This window comes from Lysobacter rhizosphaerae, assembly GCF_054779795.1.
Genome location: NZ_BAAGXO010000001.1, coordinates 465,286 through 483,276 on the forward strand (window position 1 = coordinate 465,286; position 17,991 = coordinate 483,276).

General features: G+C 66.7%; 14 protein-coding genes. 5 read left to right on the forward strand and 9 right to left on the reverse strand.

Features of this window, described 5'->3' with window-relative positions:
• Positions 1-125 precede the first annotated feature (125 nt).
• Positions 126-1,103 carry a cysteine synthase A gene (gene cysK / locus ACYVGE_RS02160; protein WP_460726637.1) on the reverse strand — a complete coding sequence of 326 codons (978 nt, stop codon included), beginning with the start codon at positions 1,101-1,103 and terminating at the stop codon, positions 126-128.
• A 66-nt stretch (positions 1,104-1,169) separates the two neighbouring features.
• The gene (gene cysG, locus ACYVGE_RS02165; RefSeq protein ID WP_460726639.1) at positions 1,170-2,609 is read right to left on the reverse strand and encodes a siroheme synthase CysG; all 1,440 of its coding nucleotides are present in this window, start codon (positions 2,607-2,609) and stop codon (positions 1,170-1,172) included.
• Positions 2,610-2,874: 265 nt separating this feature from the next.
• Between cysG and ACYVGE_RS02170 the strand changes: the two genes are divergently transcribed.
• Positions 2,875-3,867 carry a LysR family transcriptional regulator gene (locus ACYVGE_RS02170; RefSeq protein ID WP_460726641.1) on the forward strand — a complete coding sequence of 331 codons (993 nt, stop codon included), beginning with the start codon at positions 2,875-2,877 and terminating at the stop codon, positions 3,865-3,867.
• A gap of 344 nt (positions 3,868-4,211) precedes the next feature.
• Here ACYVGE_RS02170 and ACYVGE_RS02175 read toward each other — a convergent pair whose 3' ends face one another.
• From ACYVGE_RS02175 to ACYVGE_RS02185, 3 genes are read right to left on the reverse strand one after another with little or no spacing between them, the layout of a single operon-like run.
• Positions 4,212-4,952, reverse strand: coding sequence for a phosphoadenylyl-sulfate reductase (locus tag ACYVGE_RS02175; RefSeq protein WP_460726643.1), 741 nt, complete (start codon positions 4,950-4,952; stop codon positions 4,212-4,214).
• Positions 4,949-6,697, reverse strand: a complete 1,749-nt coding sequence (locus tag ACYVGE_RS02180; protein WP_460726645.1) for an NADPH-dependent assimilatory sulfite reductase hemoprotein subunit — start codon at positions 6,695-6,697, stop codon at positions 4,949-4,951. The genes ACYVGE_RS02175 and ACYVGE_RS02180 overlap by 4 nt, the downstream gene beginning before the upstream one ends.
• A gap of 16 nt (positions 6,698-6,713) precedes the next feature.
• Entirely contained in the window at positions 6,714-8,561 is a 1,848-nt protein-coding gene (locus ACYVGE_RS02185; protein ID WP_460726647.1) for an assimilatory sulfite reductase (NADPH) flavoprotein subunit, read from the reverse strand.
• Between the two features lie 235 nt (positions 8,562-8,796).
• On the opposite strand from ACYVGE_RS02185, the gene cysD reads away from it, so the two are divergent.
• Together cysD and cysN are read left to right on the forward strand one after the other, a co-directional pair.
• The gene (cysD, locus tag ACYVGE_RS02190) at positions 8,797-9,705 is read left to right on the forward strand and encodes a sulfate adenylyltransferase subunit CysD (protein WP_460727281.1); all 909 of its coding nucleotides are present in this window, start codon (positions 8,797-8,799) and stop codon (positions 9,703-9,705) included.
• Positions 9,705-11,606, forward strand: coding sequence for a sulfate adenylyltransferase subunit CysN (gene cysN, locus ACYVGE_RS02195; RefSeq protein ID WP_460726649.1), 1,902 nt, complete (start codon positions 9,705-9,707; stop codon positions 11,604-11,606). Before cysD ends, cysN begins: the two co-directional genes overlap by 1 nt.
• A gap of 75 nt (positions 11,607-11,681) precedes the next feature.
• Here cysN and ACYVGE_RS02200 read toward each other — a convergent pair whose 3' ends face one another.
• On the reverse strand, positions 11,682-11,942 hold the full coding sequence (locus ACYVGE_RS02200) for a GlsB/YeaQ/YmgE family stress response membrane protein (protein ID WP_457095644.1): 261 nt from the start codon (positions 11,940-11,942) through the stop codon (positions 11,682-11,684).
• Between the two features lie 169 nt (positions 11,943-12,111).
• Complete coding sequence (locus ACYVGE_RS02205) at positions 12,112-13,617, reverse strand: M20 family metallopeptidase (protein WP_310051433.1); 1,506 nt, start codon at positions 13,615-13,617, stop codon at positions 12,112-12,114.
• 218 nt (positions 13,618-13,835) lie between these two features.
• Here ACYVGE_RS02205 and ACYVGE_RS02210 point away from each other — a divergent pair, with 218 nt between their 5' ends.
• Both ACYVGE_RS02210 and ACYVGE_RS02215 read left to right on the forward strand, forming a co-directional pair.
• Entirely contained in the window at positions 13,836-14,177 is a 342-nt protein-coding gene (locus ACYVGE_RS02210; protein WP_460726651.1) for a ComEA family DNA-binding protein, read from the forward strand.
• A gap of 185 nt (positions 14,178-14,362) precedes the next feature.
• A complete protein-coding gene (locus ACYVGE_RS02215) occupies positions 14,363-14,986 on the forward strand; it encodes a HutD/Ves family protein (RefSeq protein ID WP_460726653.1) in 624 nt (207 codons plus the stop codon).
• Between the two features lie 11 nt (positions 14,987-14,997).
• Here the strand turns inward: ACYVGE_RS02215 and ACYVGE_RS02220 are convergent, their stop codons facing one another.
• Both ACYVGE_RS02220 and ACYVGE_RS02225 read right to left on the reverse strand, forming a co-directional pair.
• Positions 14,998-15,639: a PepSY-associated TM helix domain-containing protein gene (locus ACYVGE_RS02220; protein ID WP_460726655.1), complete on the reverse strand. Its 642-nt coding sequence runs from the start codon at positions 15,637-15,639 to the stop codon at positions 14,998-15,000.
• Positions 15,640-15,727: 88 nt separating this feature from the next.
• Positions 15,728-17,893, reverse strand: coding sequence for a TonB-dependent receptor (locus tag ACYVGE_RS02225; RefSeq protein WP_460726657.1), 2,166 nt, complete (start codon positions 17,891-17,893; stop codon positions 15,728-15,730).
• Between the last annotated feature and the right edge of the window lie 98 nt (positions 17,894-17,991).

A 17,991-nucleotide genomic window follows, 5' to 3' on the forward strand; every position in this document is an offset into this window, starting at 1 on the left:
GCGAGGAGACCGGTTCAACGCCCCGCAGTGCGAGGGAAAGTGTGACCACGGCAGCGTAGCCCCGGTGCCAGGGCTACGCCGTCACGCCTGCCGGACTGCTCCGCAGGCGCCGCTGCAATGGCGGCTCAGGCCGCGGCTGTCCTGCCTTCCAGCGACGCCAGCCATTCGTCGTCCGAGCCCTCGTTCACGCCTTCGAACAGGAAGGTGGAGAGATAGCGCTCGCCCGTGTCGGGCAGCATCGCCAGCAGGACCGAACCTTCCGGTGCCCGTTCCGCGACCTGCAATGCCGCAGCAACCGTGGCGCCAGCGGAGATGCCGACGAAGACGCCTTCCTCCACGGCGAGGCGGCGCGCGGTATCGCGCGCCAGGACGTCGTCGACCGGCAGGATCTCGTCGGCGATCGTGCGGCTGAGGACCGCGGGCAGGAAGTCCGGCGTCCAGCCCTGGATCTTGTGCGGCTGCCATTCCTTGCCCGACAGCAGGGCGGCGCCGGCGGGTTCGCTGGCGATCACCTTGATGCCCGGGCGCGCCAGCTTCAGCACTTCGCCCGCCCCGGTGATCGTGCCGCCGGTGCCCCAGCCGCTGACGAAATAGTCGAGGCGCTGGCCGGCGAAGTCGCGCAGGATTTCCGGGCCGGTGGTGCTGCGGTGGTAGGCCGGGTTGGCCTCGTTCTCGAACTGGCGTGCGAGGAACCAGCCGTGCTTGTCCGCCAGTTCCTGGGCCCGGCGCACCATGCCGCTGCCGCGTTCCGCGGCGGGGGTGAGGATCACTTTTGCACCGAAGGCGCGCATCAGCTTGCGGCGTTCGATCGAGAAGGTTTCCGTCATCACCGCCACGAACGGATAGCCGCGCGCCGCGGCCACCATCGCCAGGGCGACGCCGGTGTTGCCGGAAGTCGCTTCGATGATCGTCTGGCCCGGCTTGAGCGTGCCTCTCTGCTCGGCATCGAGCACGATGGCGAGTGCGAGGCGATCCTTCACGGAACCACCGGGGTTGAATGCTTCGTTCTTGGCGTAGAGCGTGACGTGCTTCGGGGCGATGCGGTGCAGCTTCACGATGGGCGTGGAGCCGATGGTGTCGAGGATGCTGTTGTAGATGGTCATGGGGATCTGCGTATTCGGGAAAGGAGTGTGGACGCGGAAGGCAGCGGTCGTTCCGTGCAGGAGGCATCAGGCCGCATGAGCGAAACCGAATGCTGCGCCTGCGCCTGTTAAGGGTTCGCTACCGAACCAGTGCAGCGTCGTGGCCAGCGCGGCGACTTCACCGATGACCAGCAGTGCCGGCGCGCCCACGGAGTGCAAACGTGCCAGCTCCGGCAGATCGGCCAGCGTGCCCAGCACCACGCGTTGCTCGGGTCGCGTGCCGTTTTCGATGATCGCGAACGGCGTGGACGGCGCGCGCCCGTGGGCGATGAGGCGATCGCGGATCTGCCCGAGCCCGGACACGCCCATGTAGAAGGCGAGTGTCTGCTTCTCCCGGGCGAGCGCGACCCAGTCGAATGCGTCGTCGCCGTCCCTGGTGTGCGCGGTGATGAAGCGGACCGACTGCGCGTGTTCGCGATGGGTCAGCGGAATGCCGGCATAGGCGCCGCAGGCGATCGCGGCGGTGATGCCGGGCACGACCTCGAAATCGATGCCGTGTTCGCGCAGCACCTCCAGTTCCTCGCCGCCGCGGCCGAACACGAAGGGATCGCCGCCCTTGAGGCGCACGACGCGCTTGCCGCGGCGCGCGTGTTCGAGCAGCAAGCGGTGGATGCGCTCCTGCGTGGCGTGATGGTCGCCGCCGACCTGCTTGCCGACTTCGATGAACTCCGCGTCGCGGCGGGCGAGGGCGAGTACGTCGGTGCTGACGAGGCGGTCGTGCAGGATCACGTCGGCTTCGTTCAATACGCGCAGGGCACGCAACGTCAGCAGGCCCGGATCGCCCGGCCCCGCGCCGACCAGCGCGACGCTGCCGTGTTCCGGCGCGTGCCGGTGTTCGAGCGCGGCGATCAGTTCACGTTGCGCCCTGGCATGTTCGCCTCGCCGCAGCAGGCCCGGGATCGGCCCCTGCAGCACACGATCGAAGAAGCGGCGGCGCGCGGGCAGGTCGGGCAGGCGCGAGCGGATGCGGGCGCGTGCGCGGATGAGCAGCTCCGCGAACGCGCCGACCGATTCGTCTAGTTGGCGCTCCAGTTGCTCGCGCAGGTGTCGCGCCAGCATCGGCGCGCCGCCGCCACTGGAAATCGCGATCTGCACCGGGCCGCGCTCGACCCGGGCGGGGAGGTGGACGGTGGACAGTTCCGCGTCGTCGACCACGTTGGCCCAGATCCGGCGGGCCTCGGCAGCATCGGCGACCGCCTGGTTGACCGCCGCATCGTCGGTCGCGGCCACGACCAGCCACGCGCCATCGAGCCAGGCCGGGTCGAATTCGCCAAGGACACTTTCAATCCGTCCTTCGGCAGCCCACTGCGCCAGCTGCGGCTCCAGCTGCACCGCGCCGACCCGTACTCGCGCCCCGGTCGGCAACAGGGACAGGACCTTGCGCCGGGCCACGGCGCCACCGCCGACCACCAGCACGGCGCGGCCGGCCAGTCTGGTGAACAGCGGGAAGAGGGGAGGCGCAGGCATGGCAGGCGGGGGCTATCGGGGCGGTTTCCGCAACCTAGCGTTGTGGGGGAGGCCGCGGAAATGACCCCCGGCTGTGGCTTCATGCCCCCAGGGCATGACCGGCGCTGGACAGTGGGTCCAGGTACCGGCTAATGTTTATCCATCCATCCGCATAAAGAGATACGAAAATGAAATCTACCCCGATGTGTACCTGGCGCCGCTCGTCTGCCTCCGTAATCCCGGCCGGAACCTCCGCCCCGCAACCTGATCGACCGTCGACGCCGCCATGACCCTCACGCAACTCCGCTATTTCGCTGCCATCGCCGATTCCGGCCTCAACATCACCCAAGCCGCCGAACGCGTGCACGCCACGCAGCCCGGCCTGTCCAAGCAGCTCAAGCAGCTCGAGGACGAACTCGGTTTCCTGCTGTTCGCACGCAAGGGCCGCAGCCTCGAAAGCATCACCCCCGCCGGCGTCCAGGTGCTCGCGCATGCGCGCCGCCTGCTCGCCGAAGCCGCCAACATCCGTTCCTACGCCGCCAACCAGCGCCGCGACGGCCACGGTCGCCTCGTTCTCGCCACCACGCATACGCAGGCGCGCTTCGTGCTGCCGCCCGCGATCTCGCAACTCAAGCAGGCCTATCCGCGCGTCAGCGTGCACCTGCTGCCGAGTTCGGAAGGCGAGGTGCTGGAACTGCTCGCGCGCGGCGAATCCGATTTCGCGCTGATCAGCACCGCGGGCGAAGCGCCCGCCGGCGGCATCGCCGTGCCGTTGTTCCGCTGGAAGCGCGTGGTGCTGGTGCAGCGTGCGCACGCCTTCGCGCGCAATCACACCGTGCCGACGCTGGCCCAACTGGCTACGCAGCCGCTGGTCAGTTACGAGTCGTCGGTGCGCCCGGAGTCGTCGCTGCGCCGCGCGTTCGCCGAAACCGGCCTGGAGCCGCAACTGGCGATGACCGCGAGCGATGCCGACCTGATCAAGACCTACGTGCGCGCCGGTCTCGGCGTGGGCCTGCTGGCCGAGATGGCGGTGAACGAACGCGAGGACACCGACCTGGTCGCCTTGCCGGCGCCTGCGGCGATCCCCGAATGCATCGCCTGGGCCGTGCTGCCACGCGAGCGCGTGTTGCGCGACTACACGATTGAACTGCTGCATGCGCTGGCACCGCAGATCGACCAGCGTGACCTGCAACGCGTCCTCGCCGGCAATCAAGAACCCGACTGGCCGCAACCGCCGAGCTGGTCGGAACTGAGCGAGGCACTCAAGCAGGTCGCGTGATTCCTTCTCCCCGCTCGCGGGGAGCAGGTGGTGCGCAATTCCTTCTCCCGCTTGCGGGAGAAGGTGGTGCGAAGCACCGGATGAGGGGCGTGACGGCGCCGGTTGCCCATCCACTGCGATTCTCCTTCTCCCGCTTGCGGGAGAAGGTGGTGCGAAGCACCGGATGAGGGGGCCGGCGCCGGTTGTCCTTCCACTGTGATGACGCGTCGAGTGCATGCCGATGCACACTCGATAACCCTTGGTAGCAGAGCCTCTGCGGGCTCCGGCTTGCCCCTCACCCGGCTGCGCCACCCTCTCCCCGCAAGCGGGGAGAGGGAACAGCAAGCGGGGAGAGGGAACAAAAATCACGCCGCCCGGCTATTGCCCCAATCGTCATGCAGCCCGCATTCGCGCTTGAGTCCGAAGAACCGCGTGTCCTCCTCGCTCATCCCGGCTTCCAGCCGTCGCGTCGTATGCACGTCGCCGATCGAGACATAGCCTTCGTGCCACAGCGGGTGGTAGGGCAGGTCGTGCCGCTGCAGGTAATTCCATACATCGCGGTCGCTCCAGTCCGCCAGCGGATGCAGCTTCCAGCGTCCGTCGTGCAATTGCAGGAACGGCGTGTCCGCGCGGCTGCGCGACTGCGAGCGACGGATGCCGGAGATCCACGTCCGCGCCCCCAGCTCGCGCAACGCGCGCTGCATCGGTTCGACCTTGCGCAGACGGTTGTAGCGATCCAGCCCATCCAGACCCTGTTCCCACAGCTTGCCCAAGCGCGCTTCCATCCATGCGATGCCGATCTGCGGGCGATAGACCTTGAGGTCGAGCGCAAGGCGTTCGGTCAGTTCGTCGACGAAGCGATAGGTTTCGGGAAACAGGTAGCCCGTGTCGATCAGGATCACCGGGATGTCCGGCTTCTGCCGCGACACCATGTGCAGCGACACTGCCGCCTGCGCACCGAAGCTCGACGACAGGGCGTGGCCGCCGGCGAGATTCGCCAGGCCCCAGGCCACGCGCTCCTGCGCCGGCTGTGCGGCCAGCCAGAGGTTGAGTTGTTCCAGTGCGCGCGGCGACTCGGCGGCGGTGATGGGATCGGGCGGGCTCATGCGACCAGCTCCAGTGGCAGTGACTTGCTGGCGACGACACCCGTGCGGACGAGGAAGTCGCCGAAGTATTCGCCGCTCTCGCGGCCGGAGGCGTATTGCGCGAGCAGCGGGTCGAGCGCGGCGAGGATCGCCACCTCGTCGATGTTTTCGCGATACAGCGTGTTGAGACGCTCGCCGCGGTGGTCCGCGCCGAGCATCAGGTTGTAGCGCCCCGGGGCCTTGCCAACGAGCGCGATCTCACCCAGGTAGGGACGCGAGCAGCCGTTGGGGCAGCCGCTGATGCGCAGGTTGATCGGGGTGTCGCGCAGGCCGTGCGTTTCCAGCAGCGCTTCGAAGCGGGTCAGGAAATCCGGCAGGTAGCGTTCGGCTTCCGCCATCGCAAGACCGCAGGTCGGCAGGGCGACGCAGGCGATCGCGTTGAGGCGCACCGGTGTGGCGCGCGCGTGTTCGCCCAGGCCATGCGAGGCGACGATCGAATCGATGTGCCAACGCTGATCCGCCGGAATGTTGGCGATCACCAGGTTCTGGTTCGCCGTCATCCGGAATTCCGGTTTTGAGGCCGCCGGTTTTGAGGCCGCCGATCCTGAGGCCGCGGGCGCGGGCTCGCTACCCTCGACCTGCAGCAGCGTCCTGGCCACTTCGCGCAGCCCGGTCAGATGCGGTTGTTCGCGATCCCAGATGCGCCCCGCGACGATGCGCAGCGTCAGATGCCACAAACCGTTGTCGCCCTGCAGCCAGCCGAAGCGATCGCCGTTGTGGACGAAGTCGAAGCGCCGCGCTGGGGGGAGGGAGAAACCGGCGCGATGCTCCACTTCAGCCTTGAATGAATCCAGCCCGCGATCGTCGATCGTGTACTTCAGCCGCGCCCGCTTGCGCACCTGGCGGTTGCCCCAATCGCGCTGCGTGGTGATCACGGCTTCAGCGATGGCATCGAGCTGGTCGGGAGTGATGAAGCCGATCACGTTGGCCAGGCGCGGATAGGTTTCCGCATCGCCATGCGTCGCGCCCATGCCGCCGCCGACGGTCACGTTGTAGCCGGCGACGGCCCCGTCTTCGATGATGGCGATGAAGCCGAGATCCTGCGCGAATACGTCAACGTCGTTGTACGGCGGAATCGCGAAGCCGATCTTGAACTTGCGCGGCAGGTAGGTCTCGCCGTAGATGCGCTCCTCTTCCTCGCCGCTGCCGGCGACGCGCTGCTCGTCGAGCCAGATCTCGTAATAGGCGCGGGTATTGGGCAGCAAGTGGTTCGACAGCGCCGCGGCTTGCGCATGCACGAAGGCGTGCGGCGCGGATTCGTGCGGGTTGGCCGCCACGGCGATGTTGCGGTTCACGTCGCCGCAGGCCGCCAGGGTGTCGATCAATGTGGCGTTGATCGCCTGCATCGTCGCCTTGAGTTCGCGCTTGATCACGCCGTGGAACTGGAACGCCTGCCGCGTGGTGATGCGCAGCCCGCGTTCGGCATGGGTCGTGGCGATGCGGTCGAGCTTGAGCCATTGTTCCGGCGTCACCACGCCGCCGGGCGTGCGGGTGCGGATCATGAAGCTGTGGGCGGGTTCCAGCTTCTGCAGGCGGCGTTCCTCGCGGATGTCGCGATCGTCCTGCTGGTAGCTGCCGTGGTACTTGATCAAGGTCTGGTCGTCGTCGGCAAGCGCGCCGGTGACCGGGTTGGCGAGCGATTCCAGCAGCGTGCCGCGCAGGCGAGCGCTGGCCTTCTTGATGTCTTCGACGGAATGCGTGCTCATGTCTGTTTTCGCCTTCTCAGTACACGTCCCGTGCATAGCGCCCTTGCGCCTGCAGGTCGTTGAGGTAATCGGAGGCGTCTTCGGCCGACTTGCCGCCGTGCGTGGCGATGATCTCGACCAGTGCGGCGTGCACGTCCCTGGCCATGCGCGTGGCATCACCGCAGACGTACAGGTGCGCGCCGCCCTGCAGCCAGTCGAAGACATCGCGTCCGCGTTCGCGCAGGCGGTCCTGCACATAGACCTTGTGCGGCTGGTCGCGCGAGAAGGCGAGGTCGAGGCGATGCAGTTCGCCGCGCCTGAGCGCCTCCTGCCATTCCAGCTGGTAGAGGAAGTCGCTGCGTGCATGCGGGTTGCCGAAGAACAGCCAGTTGCGGCCGCTCGCGCCAGCGACTGCGCGCTCCTGCACGAAGCCGCGGAACGGCGCGACGCCAGTGCCAGGACCGACCAGGATGACGTCGCGCGTACCATCCTTCGGCAAACGGAAGCGCTCGTTGGATTCGATGAAAACGGGGAGTTTTTCGCCTTCGGCTGCGCGGGCGAGGAAGTTGGAGGCCGCGCCCCAGCGCCGGCTGTCAGCGGCCCCACTGCCGTCGACGTCGTATTCGACATGGGCGACGGTCAGGTGCGCTTCCTCGCCCACGGCCTTTGCACTCGACGCGATTGAATACAGGCGTGGTACCAGTGGACGCAGGGCGGCGACGAGTTCCTCGGCGCTCCATGCGCCCGGATAACCACGCAACAGGTCGATGATCTGCTGTCGGGCCAGCAGTCGCGCGAAATCAGCGGCACGGTCCGGGCGGAGCAGGGCGTTGAGCTCGTCGCTCCCTGCATGCGCTGCATGGGCTGCCACGAACGGCCGCGACAGGCGGGTGAGTTCGCGCTTGCCGGACAACCATTCGCGCAATGGCAGCGTCTGCCCGCCGTGGCTGACGGTCTGGTCGCCGTCGAGCGCAAGCACCGCCAGTACCGCGTCGACCAGTGGCGGTGGATTCACCGGCCAGATGCCGAGCGCATCGCCGGCTTCGTAATGCAGGCCCGCACCTTCCAGCGACAACTCGATATGGCGGATGTCTTTGTCACTGCCGCGGCCGCTTATGCGCTGGTTGACCAGCAGTTCGGCCGGGTAGGGGTTGTCGCGGGTGTACAGGCTCGCCGCGGTGGCCTGCGGACGCAGTGGCGTGACCGTGGCCAAGGGCGCCTGCGGTTTCAATGCCTCCCTGGCCGCGGCCAGCGCGTTCGCGAGCCATGGCGTGGAGACGCTATCGATGTCGAGATCGGCCTCGCCACGCGCGAACCAGCGCTTCGCGCCGAGTTCGGACAGGCGCTCGTCGAGGCGGCGGCCGATCGCGCAGAACTGCGGATAGCTGGAATCGCCCAGCGCCAGTACCGCGTACTGGAGTCCAGGCAGCTGCGGCGCGCGCTTGCCGGTGATGTGGTCGAAGAAACCGCGCGCGTCGTCCGGTGGGTCGCCGTCGCCCTGCGTGCTGATCACGATGACGAGGTGGCGCTCGTTCTTCAGCTCGCGCGTCGGATAGGCGTCGGCGCGAACCAGGCGTGCGCCCAGCCCCGCGGCTTCGACCTGCAGCGCAAGTTTCTCGGCGATGCGCCGCGCGTTGCCGGTCTGGCTGCCGTACACGATGGTCAGCTGCGCCGCGACCTGCGTCGTGGGCACGGCCAATGCCGTCTGCCGCGTCGCTGGCAGGACCTGCGTGCGCGCAAGTCCGGCCGCATAGCCGGACAACCACCACAGCCCGGCGCCATCCAATCCTCCGGTCAGCTGCTCGAGCAACGCGGCCTGCTCAGGCGAAAGCACGGAGGGGAACGCGGGGATGCTGCTGAAGGCGGCGGGTGCGGCGGACATCATGCGGCTCTATGCAAGTCGATGCCGCAAGGCTAGGTATGCGGGCGCGCTGCAGGAAAGGACTTGCAGCTATGCGCTTATGCCGAGCCCGCATTTCGGACGCGCGGCGCGGCGCCGATACTGCCGTCCCGAATCGGGCCCGGCTCCAGCCGGGCACGCCGCCCCGTTTTGAGTCACGATTGGCTCACTTGAGCGCTACTTCCAGCCAATGCCCCTGCCGTCCGTGAGCCCTCCCGTCCTGCCTCTGCCCACCCTCAGCCACCTCGACCGCCTCGAAGCCGAGAGCATCCATATCCTGCGTGAGGTCGCGGCCGGGTTCCGCAACCCGGTGATGATGTATTCGGTCGGCAAGGACAGCTCGGTGCTGCTGCACCTGCTCGGCAAGGCCTTTGCGCCTGGCCGGCCGCCGATTCCGTTGTTGCATGTCGATACCGGCTGGAAGTTCCGCGAGATGATCGCCTTCCGCGATCGCCGCGCTGCGGAAACCGGCAACACCCTGCACGTGCACACCAATCCCGAGGGCGTGGCGCAGGGCATAGGCCCGATCAGCCACGGCGCCACCGTGCATACCGACGTGATGAAGACGCAGGCGCTGAAACAGGCGCTGGACAAGTTCGGCTTCGATGCCGCCATCGGCGGGGCACGTCGCGACGAGGAGAAGTCGCGCGCCAAGGAACGCATCTTCTCCTTCCGCAACGAACAGCACCGCTGGGATCCGAAGAACCAGCGTCCCGAGTTGTGGAGCCTGTACAACACGCGCATCCACAAGGGCGAATCGGTCCGCGTCTTCCCCATATCCAACTGGACCGAACTGGACGTCTGGCTCTACATCTACCGCGAGAAGATTCCGGTGCCGTCGTTGTACTTCGCCGCGCAACGCCCGGTGGTCGAACGCGATGGCGCGTTGATCCTGGTGGACGACGAACGCCTGCCGCTGCGCGCTGGCGAAACGCCGGTGACCCGACGAGTGCGTTTCCGCACGCTCGGCTGCTACCCGCTCACCGGCGCGATCGAGTCCGACGCCGACACTCTGGAAAAGATCATTGCCGAGATGCTGGTCGCGACCACCTCGGAGCGGCAGGGTCGGGTGATCGATCACGACCCGTCGGCGTCGATGGAGAAGAAGAAGCAGGAGGGCTACTTCTGATGGCCGCCGCAACCGTACATGCTGGCCAGGGCGGGGCCGCGGCCGCCGTCGCCGCCTACCTGCACCAGCACGAAACCAAGGGCCTGCTGCGCTTCATCACCTGCGGCAGCGTCGACGATGGCAAGAGCACGCTGATCGGCCGCCTGCTGTACGAGAGCAAGGGCCTGTTCGAGGACCAGCTCGCCGCGCTCGACAAGGACAGCCGCCGCCACGGCACGCAGGGCGACAACATCGACTATGCGCTGCTGATGGATGGCCTTGCCGCCGAGCGCGAGCAGGGCATCACCATCGACGTCGCCTACCGCTTCTTCAGCACGGACAAGCGCAAGTTCATCGTCGCCGATTGTCCCGGCCACGAGCAGTACACCCGCAACATGGCCACCGGTGCCTCCACGGCCGACGTGGCCGTGGTGCTGGTCGACGCACGCAAGGGCCTGCTGACGCAGACGCGGCGCCACAGCTACATCGTTTCGCTGCTCGGCATCCGCCACGTGGTGCTGGCGGTCAACAAGATGGACCTGGTCGGGTACGACCAGTCCGTCTTCGACGAGATCGTGGCGGGTTACCGCGAACTGGCCGCGCAACTGGGCATCGCCCATGTCACCTCGATTCCGCTGTCGGCCTTGCAGGGGGACAACCTGCTGCAGCGTTCGCCGAACACGCCGTGGTATCGCGGCACGAGCCTGCTCGAGTACCTCGAAACCGTCGAGGTCGCCGCGCATGGCGGCGCCATCGGCTTCCGCCTGCCGGTGCAGTGGGTCAACCGGCCCAACCAGGACTTCCGCGGTTTCGCCGGCACGGTTGCGGCGGGCATGGTCCGGCCGGGCGATGAGATCGTGGCGTTGCCCTCGGGCCGGCGCTCGAAGGTGGCGCGCGTGCTCGGCGCCCAGGGCGATGTCGAATCCGCCATTGCCGGGCAATCGATCACGCTCACGCTGGCCGACGAACTCGACATCAGTCGCGGCGACGTGATCGCGGCCGGAAACCAGCCGCCACAGGTCTCCGACCAGTTCGCCGCGCACCTGTTGTGGATGGGCGAACACAGCCTGCTGCCGGGTCGTCCGTACTGGCTCAAGATCGGCACGCGCACGGTCAGCGCCAGCGTCACCGAGATCAAGCACAAGGTCGACGTCAACACACAGGACCAGCTGGCCGCCAAGCACCTGGAGCTCAACGAGGTGGGTTACTGCAACCTCTATCTCGACCACGCGATCGCGTTCGAGGCTTATGCCGACAACCGCGAGCTCGGCGGCTTCATTCTGATCGATCGCCAGACCAATGCCACCGTCGCCGCCGGCACGATCGATTTCGCCCTGCGCCGCGCCGGCAACATCCACTGGCAACACGTCGACGTCGACAAGGCCGCGCGTGCGCGCAGCAAGGCGCAGGTGCCGCGCTGCGCGTGGTTCACCGGCCTGTCGGGGTCGGGCAAGTCGACGGTCGCGAACCTGGTCGAGAAGCGCCTGCATGCGATGGGGCACCATTGCTACATCCTCGACGGCGACAACGTGCGCCATGGGCTCAACAAGGACCTGGGCTTCACCGACGAGGACCGCGTCGAGAACATCCGCCGCGTCGCCGAGGTGGCCAGACTCATGGTCGACGCCGGCCTGATCGTGCTGGTGAGCTTCATTTCCCCGTTCCGCGCCGAACGCCGCATGGCGCGCGAGATGTTCGACGCTGGCGAGTTCGTCGAAGTGTTCGTCGACACGCCGCTGGCGGTTGCCGAACAGCGCGACGTGAAAGGACTCTACGCGAAGGCGCGGGCGGGACGGATCCCCAACTTCACCGGCATCGATTCGCCGTACGAGGCGCCCGAGCATGCCGAGCTCGTGCTCGATACCGTGCACGAAACGCCGGAAACCCTGGCAGAACAGGTGATCGCGCGCCTGCTGGGATGATCCTGCGGTTTGGCGACGCCCAAAACAAAACCCCGGCAGTTGCCGGGGTTCTGTTTTGCATCCATGCGGCTGTGGTCATGCGGCCCTGGGGGTCTTCCTGCGGATGGCTTCGTAGAGGAAGAGCAGGATGATCGCTGCGCCAATCGCACAAGCCCAGACCATCAGCGTGCTGGTCAGGTTGAGCATGGCGGCCAGCTGGCTGCCGGCGTAGGCGCCTGCGATGCCGAGCAGGATGGTGAGGATCCAGCCCATCGGGTCCGCGCCGGGCTTCAGGAAGCGGGCGAGGATGCCAATGACTGCGCCGCCGATGATGTAACCAATGACGCCTTCGAACATGGATGTGCTCCTGTTGAATCGTTGGTTGGTGTGGGGCGCGGCCATCCTAACAGCCGCTTGGGGGTGGGCACGCTGCGGTGCAGCGTAGGCCTGGACAGGGCAGCCGGTGGACTGCGGCCAACAAAAAAGCCCGGCCAGGGCCGGGCTTTTTCGCAACGTGCCACCAGGATCAGCAGCAGCCGTGGTCTCCATGGTGTTCGCCACCAGCCACCGCCGCCACGCCCCGGGTTTCGCCGCGCTGGCTGGCCAGGTGGTGATCGGCGATCACTCGCGACACCGATGCGGTGACGCGCTTGCCCATCGGGATGTGCAGGAATTCGTTCGGGCCATGTGCATTCGAGTGCGGGCCGAGCACGCCGGTGATCATGAACTGCGCGCCCGGGAACTTCTCACCGAGCATGCCCATGAACGGAATCGTGCCGCCTTCGCCCATGTACATCGCCGGTGCGCCGAAGAACTCCTGGCTCGCCGTGTCGATCGCCTTGGACAGCCACGGCGACATGGCCGGCGCGTTCCAGCCGGTGCTGGCCTTTTCCAGTTCCATCGTGACCTGCGCACCGTTGGGCGGATTGGCTTCCAGCGTCTGCTTGAGCAGGTCGCCTGCCTTCTTGCCTTCCAGCGTTGGGGGCAGGCGCAGCGACAGCTTCACCGCAGTGAAGGGACGCAGCACGTTGCCGGCGGACGACAGCGGCGGCATGCCGTCCACGCCGGTCACCGACAGGGCGGGCCGCCAGGTGCGGTTGAGCACGAGTTCGCTCAGGTCATCGGCGGCGCCCTCGTTGAACATCGGCTTCAGGCCTTTGACCAGCGGGAATTTGTCGAAGATCGCGGTATCGAGCACACGCGCGGCTTCCTTCGCCTGCGCGAGGCGTTCGGCCGGCACTTCCACGTGCAGGCCTTCGAGCAGGATGCGCCCGGTCTTTTCGTCTTCGATGCGCGACAGCAGCTGGCGGATCAGGCGGAAGCTCGACGGCACGATGCCGGAGGCGTCGCCCGAGTGCACCCCTTCTTCCAGCACCTTCACCGTGAAGTTGCCGCCGGCCAGGCCGCGCAGCGACGTGGTGCACCACAGTTGTTCGTAGTTGCCGCAGCCGGAGTCCAGGCACACGACGAGCGAGGGCTTGCCGATGCGATCGGCGAGGTGGTCGACATAGGCGGGCAAGTCGTAGCTGCCGGACTCCTCGCACGCTTCGATCAACACGACGCAGCGGGAATGGGCGATGCCCTGTTCCTGCAACGCCATGATCGCGGTGAGTGAACCGAAGATCGCATAGCCGTCGTCCGCGCCGCCGCGACCGTACAGGCGATCGCCCTTGATCACCGGCTTCCACGGGCCGAGGTCGTCGTCCCAACCGGTCATCTCCGGCTGCTTGTCGAGATGGCCGTAGAGGATCACGCAGTCGTCGTTGCTGCCGCCGTTGGCCGCCGGGATGTCGATGAAGATCAGCGGGGTGCGGCCTTCCAGGCGCACGACTTCCAGTTGCATGCCGGCAACGGTCTGCGCGCGCGCCCACTTCTCCATCAGTGCGACCGCCGCATCCATGTAGCCGTGCTTCACCCAGTCCGCATCGAACATCGGCGACTTGTTGGGGATGCGGATGTATTCGACGAGTTGCGGAACAATTTCGTCGTCCCACTTGGCGGACACGAACTGCTCGATCTTGCGGCTATCCATGGAAGTTCCCGGCTTGCGGGCTCTGGAAAGCCCTGGAATTGAGATTGCGGAGGACGGGGAGTTTAGCGCAGGTCCGGATTTTACCGGCCCGGAGCGTGGGGTTTTCCTACCCGGAACGGGACTGTCCCCCGATGGGCCGCTCCCTGGCGGACCCGGAGACTGTCCTCACCGGCCGATCGCCGGAACGGAAGCGATACCCAACCTCAAGGAGCCACGCCATGAACAAGTTCGTCGCCCTGCTGCAGACCCTCACGCTCTCGCTGCTGATGGCCGGCAGCGCCCTCGCCGCGGAGGCGGAGAAGGTCAACATCAACACCGCCGATGCGGCCACCATCGACCGCGTACTGCTCAACATCGGCCCGAGCAAGGCCGAGGCCATCGTCGCCTACCGCAAGGCCAACGGCGCTTTCAAGAGCGCCGAGCAGTTGACGCTGGTGAAGGGCGTGGGCCTGAAGACCGTCGAAAAGAATCGCGATCGCATTGTCGTTGCCGGCGGGGCGCCAGCCGCCGCGCGCAAGCCGGCGCCAGCGGTTGCCCGCCCGGTCGTGCCCAAGCGCTGATCCAGGCAAGCGCTGACCCAGGTATTCGCGGGCAGGAGGCCCGGAGGAAGCAGACCCCCCAGTCTGGACAGGGAAGTGTCGCCCGGCCACGAATGGATTCGTGCGGCCGGGCGAACCTTCACGGCAGCGTTCGAAGGGCATGGCGCGGTCGCCGAGGCGCAGCGTCGCCACGTTAGACTTGGGCCATGGCCGAATCCGCACAGACCGCCCGTTCCTGGGTCATTCCGGCAAACGAGTACCGCCGCGAACGGTGGCGCAACCAGCTGGGCTGGACTCGTGAAATCTACAGGTCGCCCGGGTCCGGCGAATGGGACTGGCGCCTGTCGATTGCCGAAATCGAACGCGATTCCGCGTTCTCGTCCTTCCCCGGTATCGACCGGGAGCTTGTCCTGCTATCGGGCAACGGCATGCGCCTGCGCTTCGACGATGGCGAAGTACACGAGCTGCAGCCGCCCCACGGCAAGCTTTGCTTTGCCGGCGAACGCGGTGTCACGGGCGAACTCGTCGACGGGCCCACGCATGACTTCAACCTCATGTGGCGGCGTGATCGCGTGCAGGCCGAGTTGTGGCACCGGCCGCTGGTGGGGCCGATGGTGATCTTTGCCGAGCCGGGCGCGACGTGGGCAGTGCACCTGCTCGCCGGCCGCGCGCGTTTCGCCGACGACTCCGGCCTGCCGCCGCTGGAAAGGGGCGATACCGCGATCCTGCAGGCCGGCTCGGAACGCCTGCGACACGTGATCGAAGGCGGTGGCGAGCTGCTGCTGGTACGCGTCAGCCGCAATGACGCCCAAGGAGCCGTGGCCTGGTGACGAGGCGGGGCTCAGAGCAGCGCCGGCCCCAATACGAATGCCAGTACGACGATCGACAAGCCCAGCACGCTCGCGACCATCTGCTTCGGCGTGCGACCGCGCGCCCACATCCAGATGCCCGACAGACCCAGCAGCAACATGCCGATGGCGAAGCTGTCGGCGAGCAGGCTCCAGGCCCAGCCACCGCCCACGCCCTTGTGCAGGCGGTTGATCGCGGCGAGCAGCGTATGCGAGCTGCGCTTGAGTTCGGCGCTGTCCTTCCCCGGTGTGTATTCCAGCGCCCACGATTCGCTCGCGGTGCCGCCGCTCAAGTTCCACTTCGACGGCTGCTTGCCGTCCTTCGCACCCGGCGAGCCCTTGCGGATCACCTGCGCGTCCAGTGCCTGCGTCTGCCGCAGCCACAGCGACAGTTCCTCGGGGCTCGTGCGAGCCGCGGTAGGGATCTGCAGCTCCAGGCGACCGGTTTCTTCGCTGTCGCCCTGTGCCCACGCGCTGTCGCCGAAGCGGTGGTTCATGACGAGTCCGGTGAAGCCGTAGATGATCGCGGCGAGCGCGCCCCAGGCGCCGATCCATAGGTGTATCTGGCGGATCCAGCGATGGGTGGTGTTGCTGCGGCGGCGGGCCAGGTCGGCCGTGCTCGTGGTGGCGTTCATGCGAAGGTTTCCGTCGTGCTGCGCATCAAAAGGCAGGAGCCCGCGCGACGTGCGGGCTCCTGACGTGATGCACTGATTGAAGAATGGATCAGAACGCGAAGTTGACGCTCAGGTAGGCCGCACGCGGCGAACCCGGTGTGATGTTGTTGTCGTTGTTCGCCGAAACAAAATACTTCTTGTCGAAAATGTTTTCGAGATTCAACTGCAGGCCGAGATTCTTGCTGACGTCGAAGAACACGGCGGCGTCGTAGCGGGTGTAGCCCTTGATCACGACCTCATTGCTGGTCGACGCGAAGAACTCGCCGCGATAGACCGCGCCCAGGCCCACGCCCCAGCGGTCGCTCAAGTCGTAGCGGTTCCATAGCGAAGCGGTCTGCTCCGGCAGTTGTGCAGGCTTGGCGATGCTGTTGGGAATATCGCCTTCCTGCCAGGCGTAGCCACCCATCACGCTCCACGCCTCGGTGATGTTTCCGGCCAGGCCCAGCTCGACACCCTTCACGCGTTGACCGTCGATCAGGATCGACTGCGCGGGATTCGACGGGTCCGGGGCGATCACGTTGGTGCGCTCCAGGCGGTAGGCGGCGGCGGTCAGGGCCAAGCCCTGGACGACTTCCCACTTGGCGCCGACTTCATAGTTGCGGAACTCTTCCGGATCGAACGCCTTGTTGGTCGGGCTCAGCGATGACAGCTGGTCGCCCGCGCGCGGCAGGTAGGCGATGCCGTAGCTCGCGTACAAGGAGAGCGGCTCGACCGGCTTGTAGACCAGGCCGACGCGCGGCGACAGCAGGTTGTCGGTGGACGTGAGATGACGATTCTCCGGGGCAGTCGAAGCCCTGAGGTCATGGAAATCCATGTCGAAGCGGTCGTAGCGCAGACCGGCGATCGCTTGCCATTGCGGCGAGAACTCGATCTGGTCCTGCACGTAAACGGCGGCGACCTTGGCAACGCTATGGTTGTTCGCGTCGGTCAAATTCGGACGGAACTCCAATGGCCCGGTGTAGCGCGGGTTCTCGAACGGCACCAGCACCGAGGTCACGGTGGAACCCGGCGCGCCGAAGAAGCCGGTGTTGCGCAGGTTGTCGGTTTCCTGGCGGCCCAGTTCGGCACCGAACAGCACGGTCTGCTTGATGGCGCCATCGAGCGACCACACGAAATCGGTCTGGTTGAAGACGTTCTTGCGCTGGGTCGCGTTGTTGTAAGCGCGGATATCGGCCAGCGAGCCGTCCGCAGAGACCGGGCCGCCGGCGTAGACGTTCTGGTAGAACTTGTCGTAATCGGCAATACGGGTGCGGTTGCGCAGCGTCAGGCCGTTGCCGAAGTCGTGCTCGACCAAGCCGCTCACGGCGTCGACATCGACCCAGGTGTCGCTGCGGTCCGGATCGCCGAAGAACGTGGAGCGATCCGTCTCCACCGGCAGGCGGCGCCCGTTGAAGAGAGTAGGCGAGGAGGGCACGCCGCGGTCGGCGACGCGATCATCCTCGAAGTGCTCGTAGCCCAGGGTGATCGTGGTGTTGTCGCCGACGTCGAACGCGAAAGTCGGGTTGATGCCCCAACGCTCGGCGTTGTAGCCGTCCCGATAGCTTTCCGAGTCCTCGACCATGCCGGTGATGCGGAATGCTGCTCCGTCGCTGATGGCCTGGCCGAAGTCGCCGCTGAGGCGCCGCTTGTCCCAGGAGCCGACTTGCAGGTTGAGATTGCGCACGGTGTTCCAGTCGGCCTGCTTGGTGACGCGGTTGATCACGCCGCCGCTGCCGCCGCGGCCGAAGATCATGGCGTTGGGGCCCTTCAGCGCCTCGACGCGTTCGATGTTGTAGAGGTCGCGGAAGTACTGCGTATCGTCGCGCATGCCGTCGATGAACATGTCGCCGGTGGTGCTGTTGCCGCGCAGCACCGGGGTGTCGCGGTTGCCTTCGCCCTGCGCCATGGTCACGCCAGGCACATAGCGGACGACGTCCGCGAGGTTCTGCATGGCCTGGTCGCGGATCATGTCCTGGGTCACAACCGTGATCGATTGCGGCACGTCCTGCAGTTCGGTATCGGTCCTGGTCGCGGTCGTGCTGCGCTTCTGCACATAGCTGTAGTCGACCTTGCCGATGACTTCGATGGTGTCGAGGTCGGTGGCACGCTCATGGCGACCACCGGCGTCATCGGTAGCGGTCTCGGCCAGGGCGGGGGCGGAAAGGGCGAGCGCGGAAAGGGCGAGGGCAAGGGCGGCTGCCAGCGGTGCGGCAGCAGGGATCTTCTTGGTTTTCATGGGTCCCGTGACAAAAAAGTCGGCGGCTTCATGCCGCGGCGGGCGCCATCTTAATGAGAATGGTTATCAGATGCAAACGATTCGCGTTTGCGAGGAGG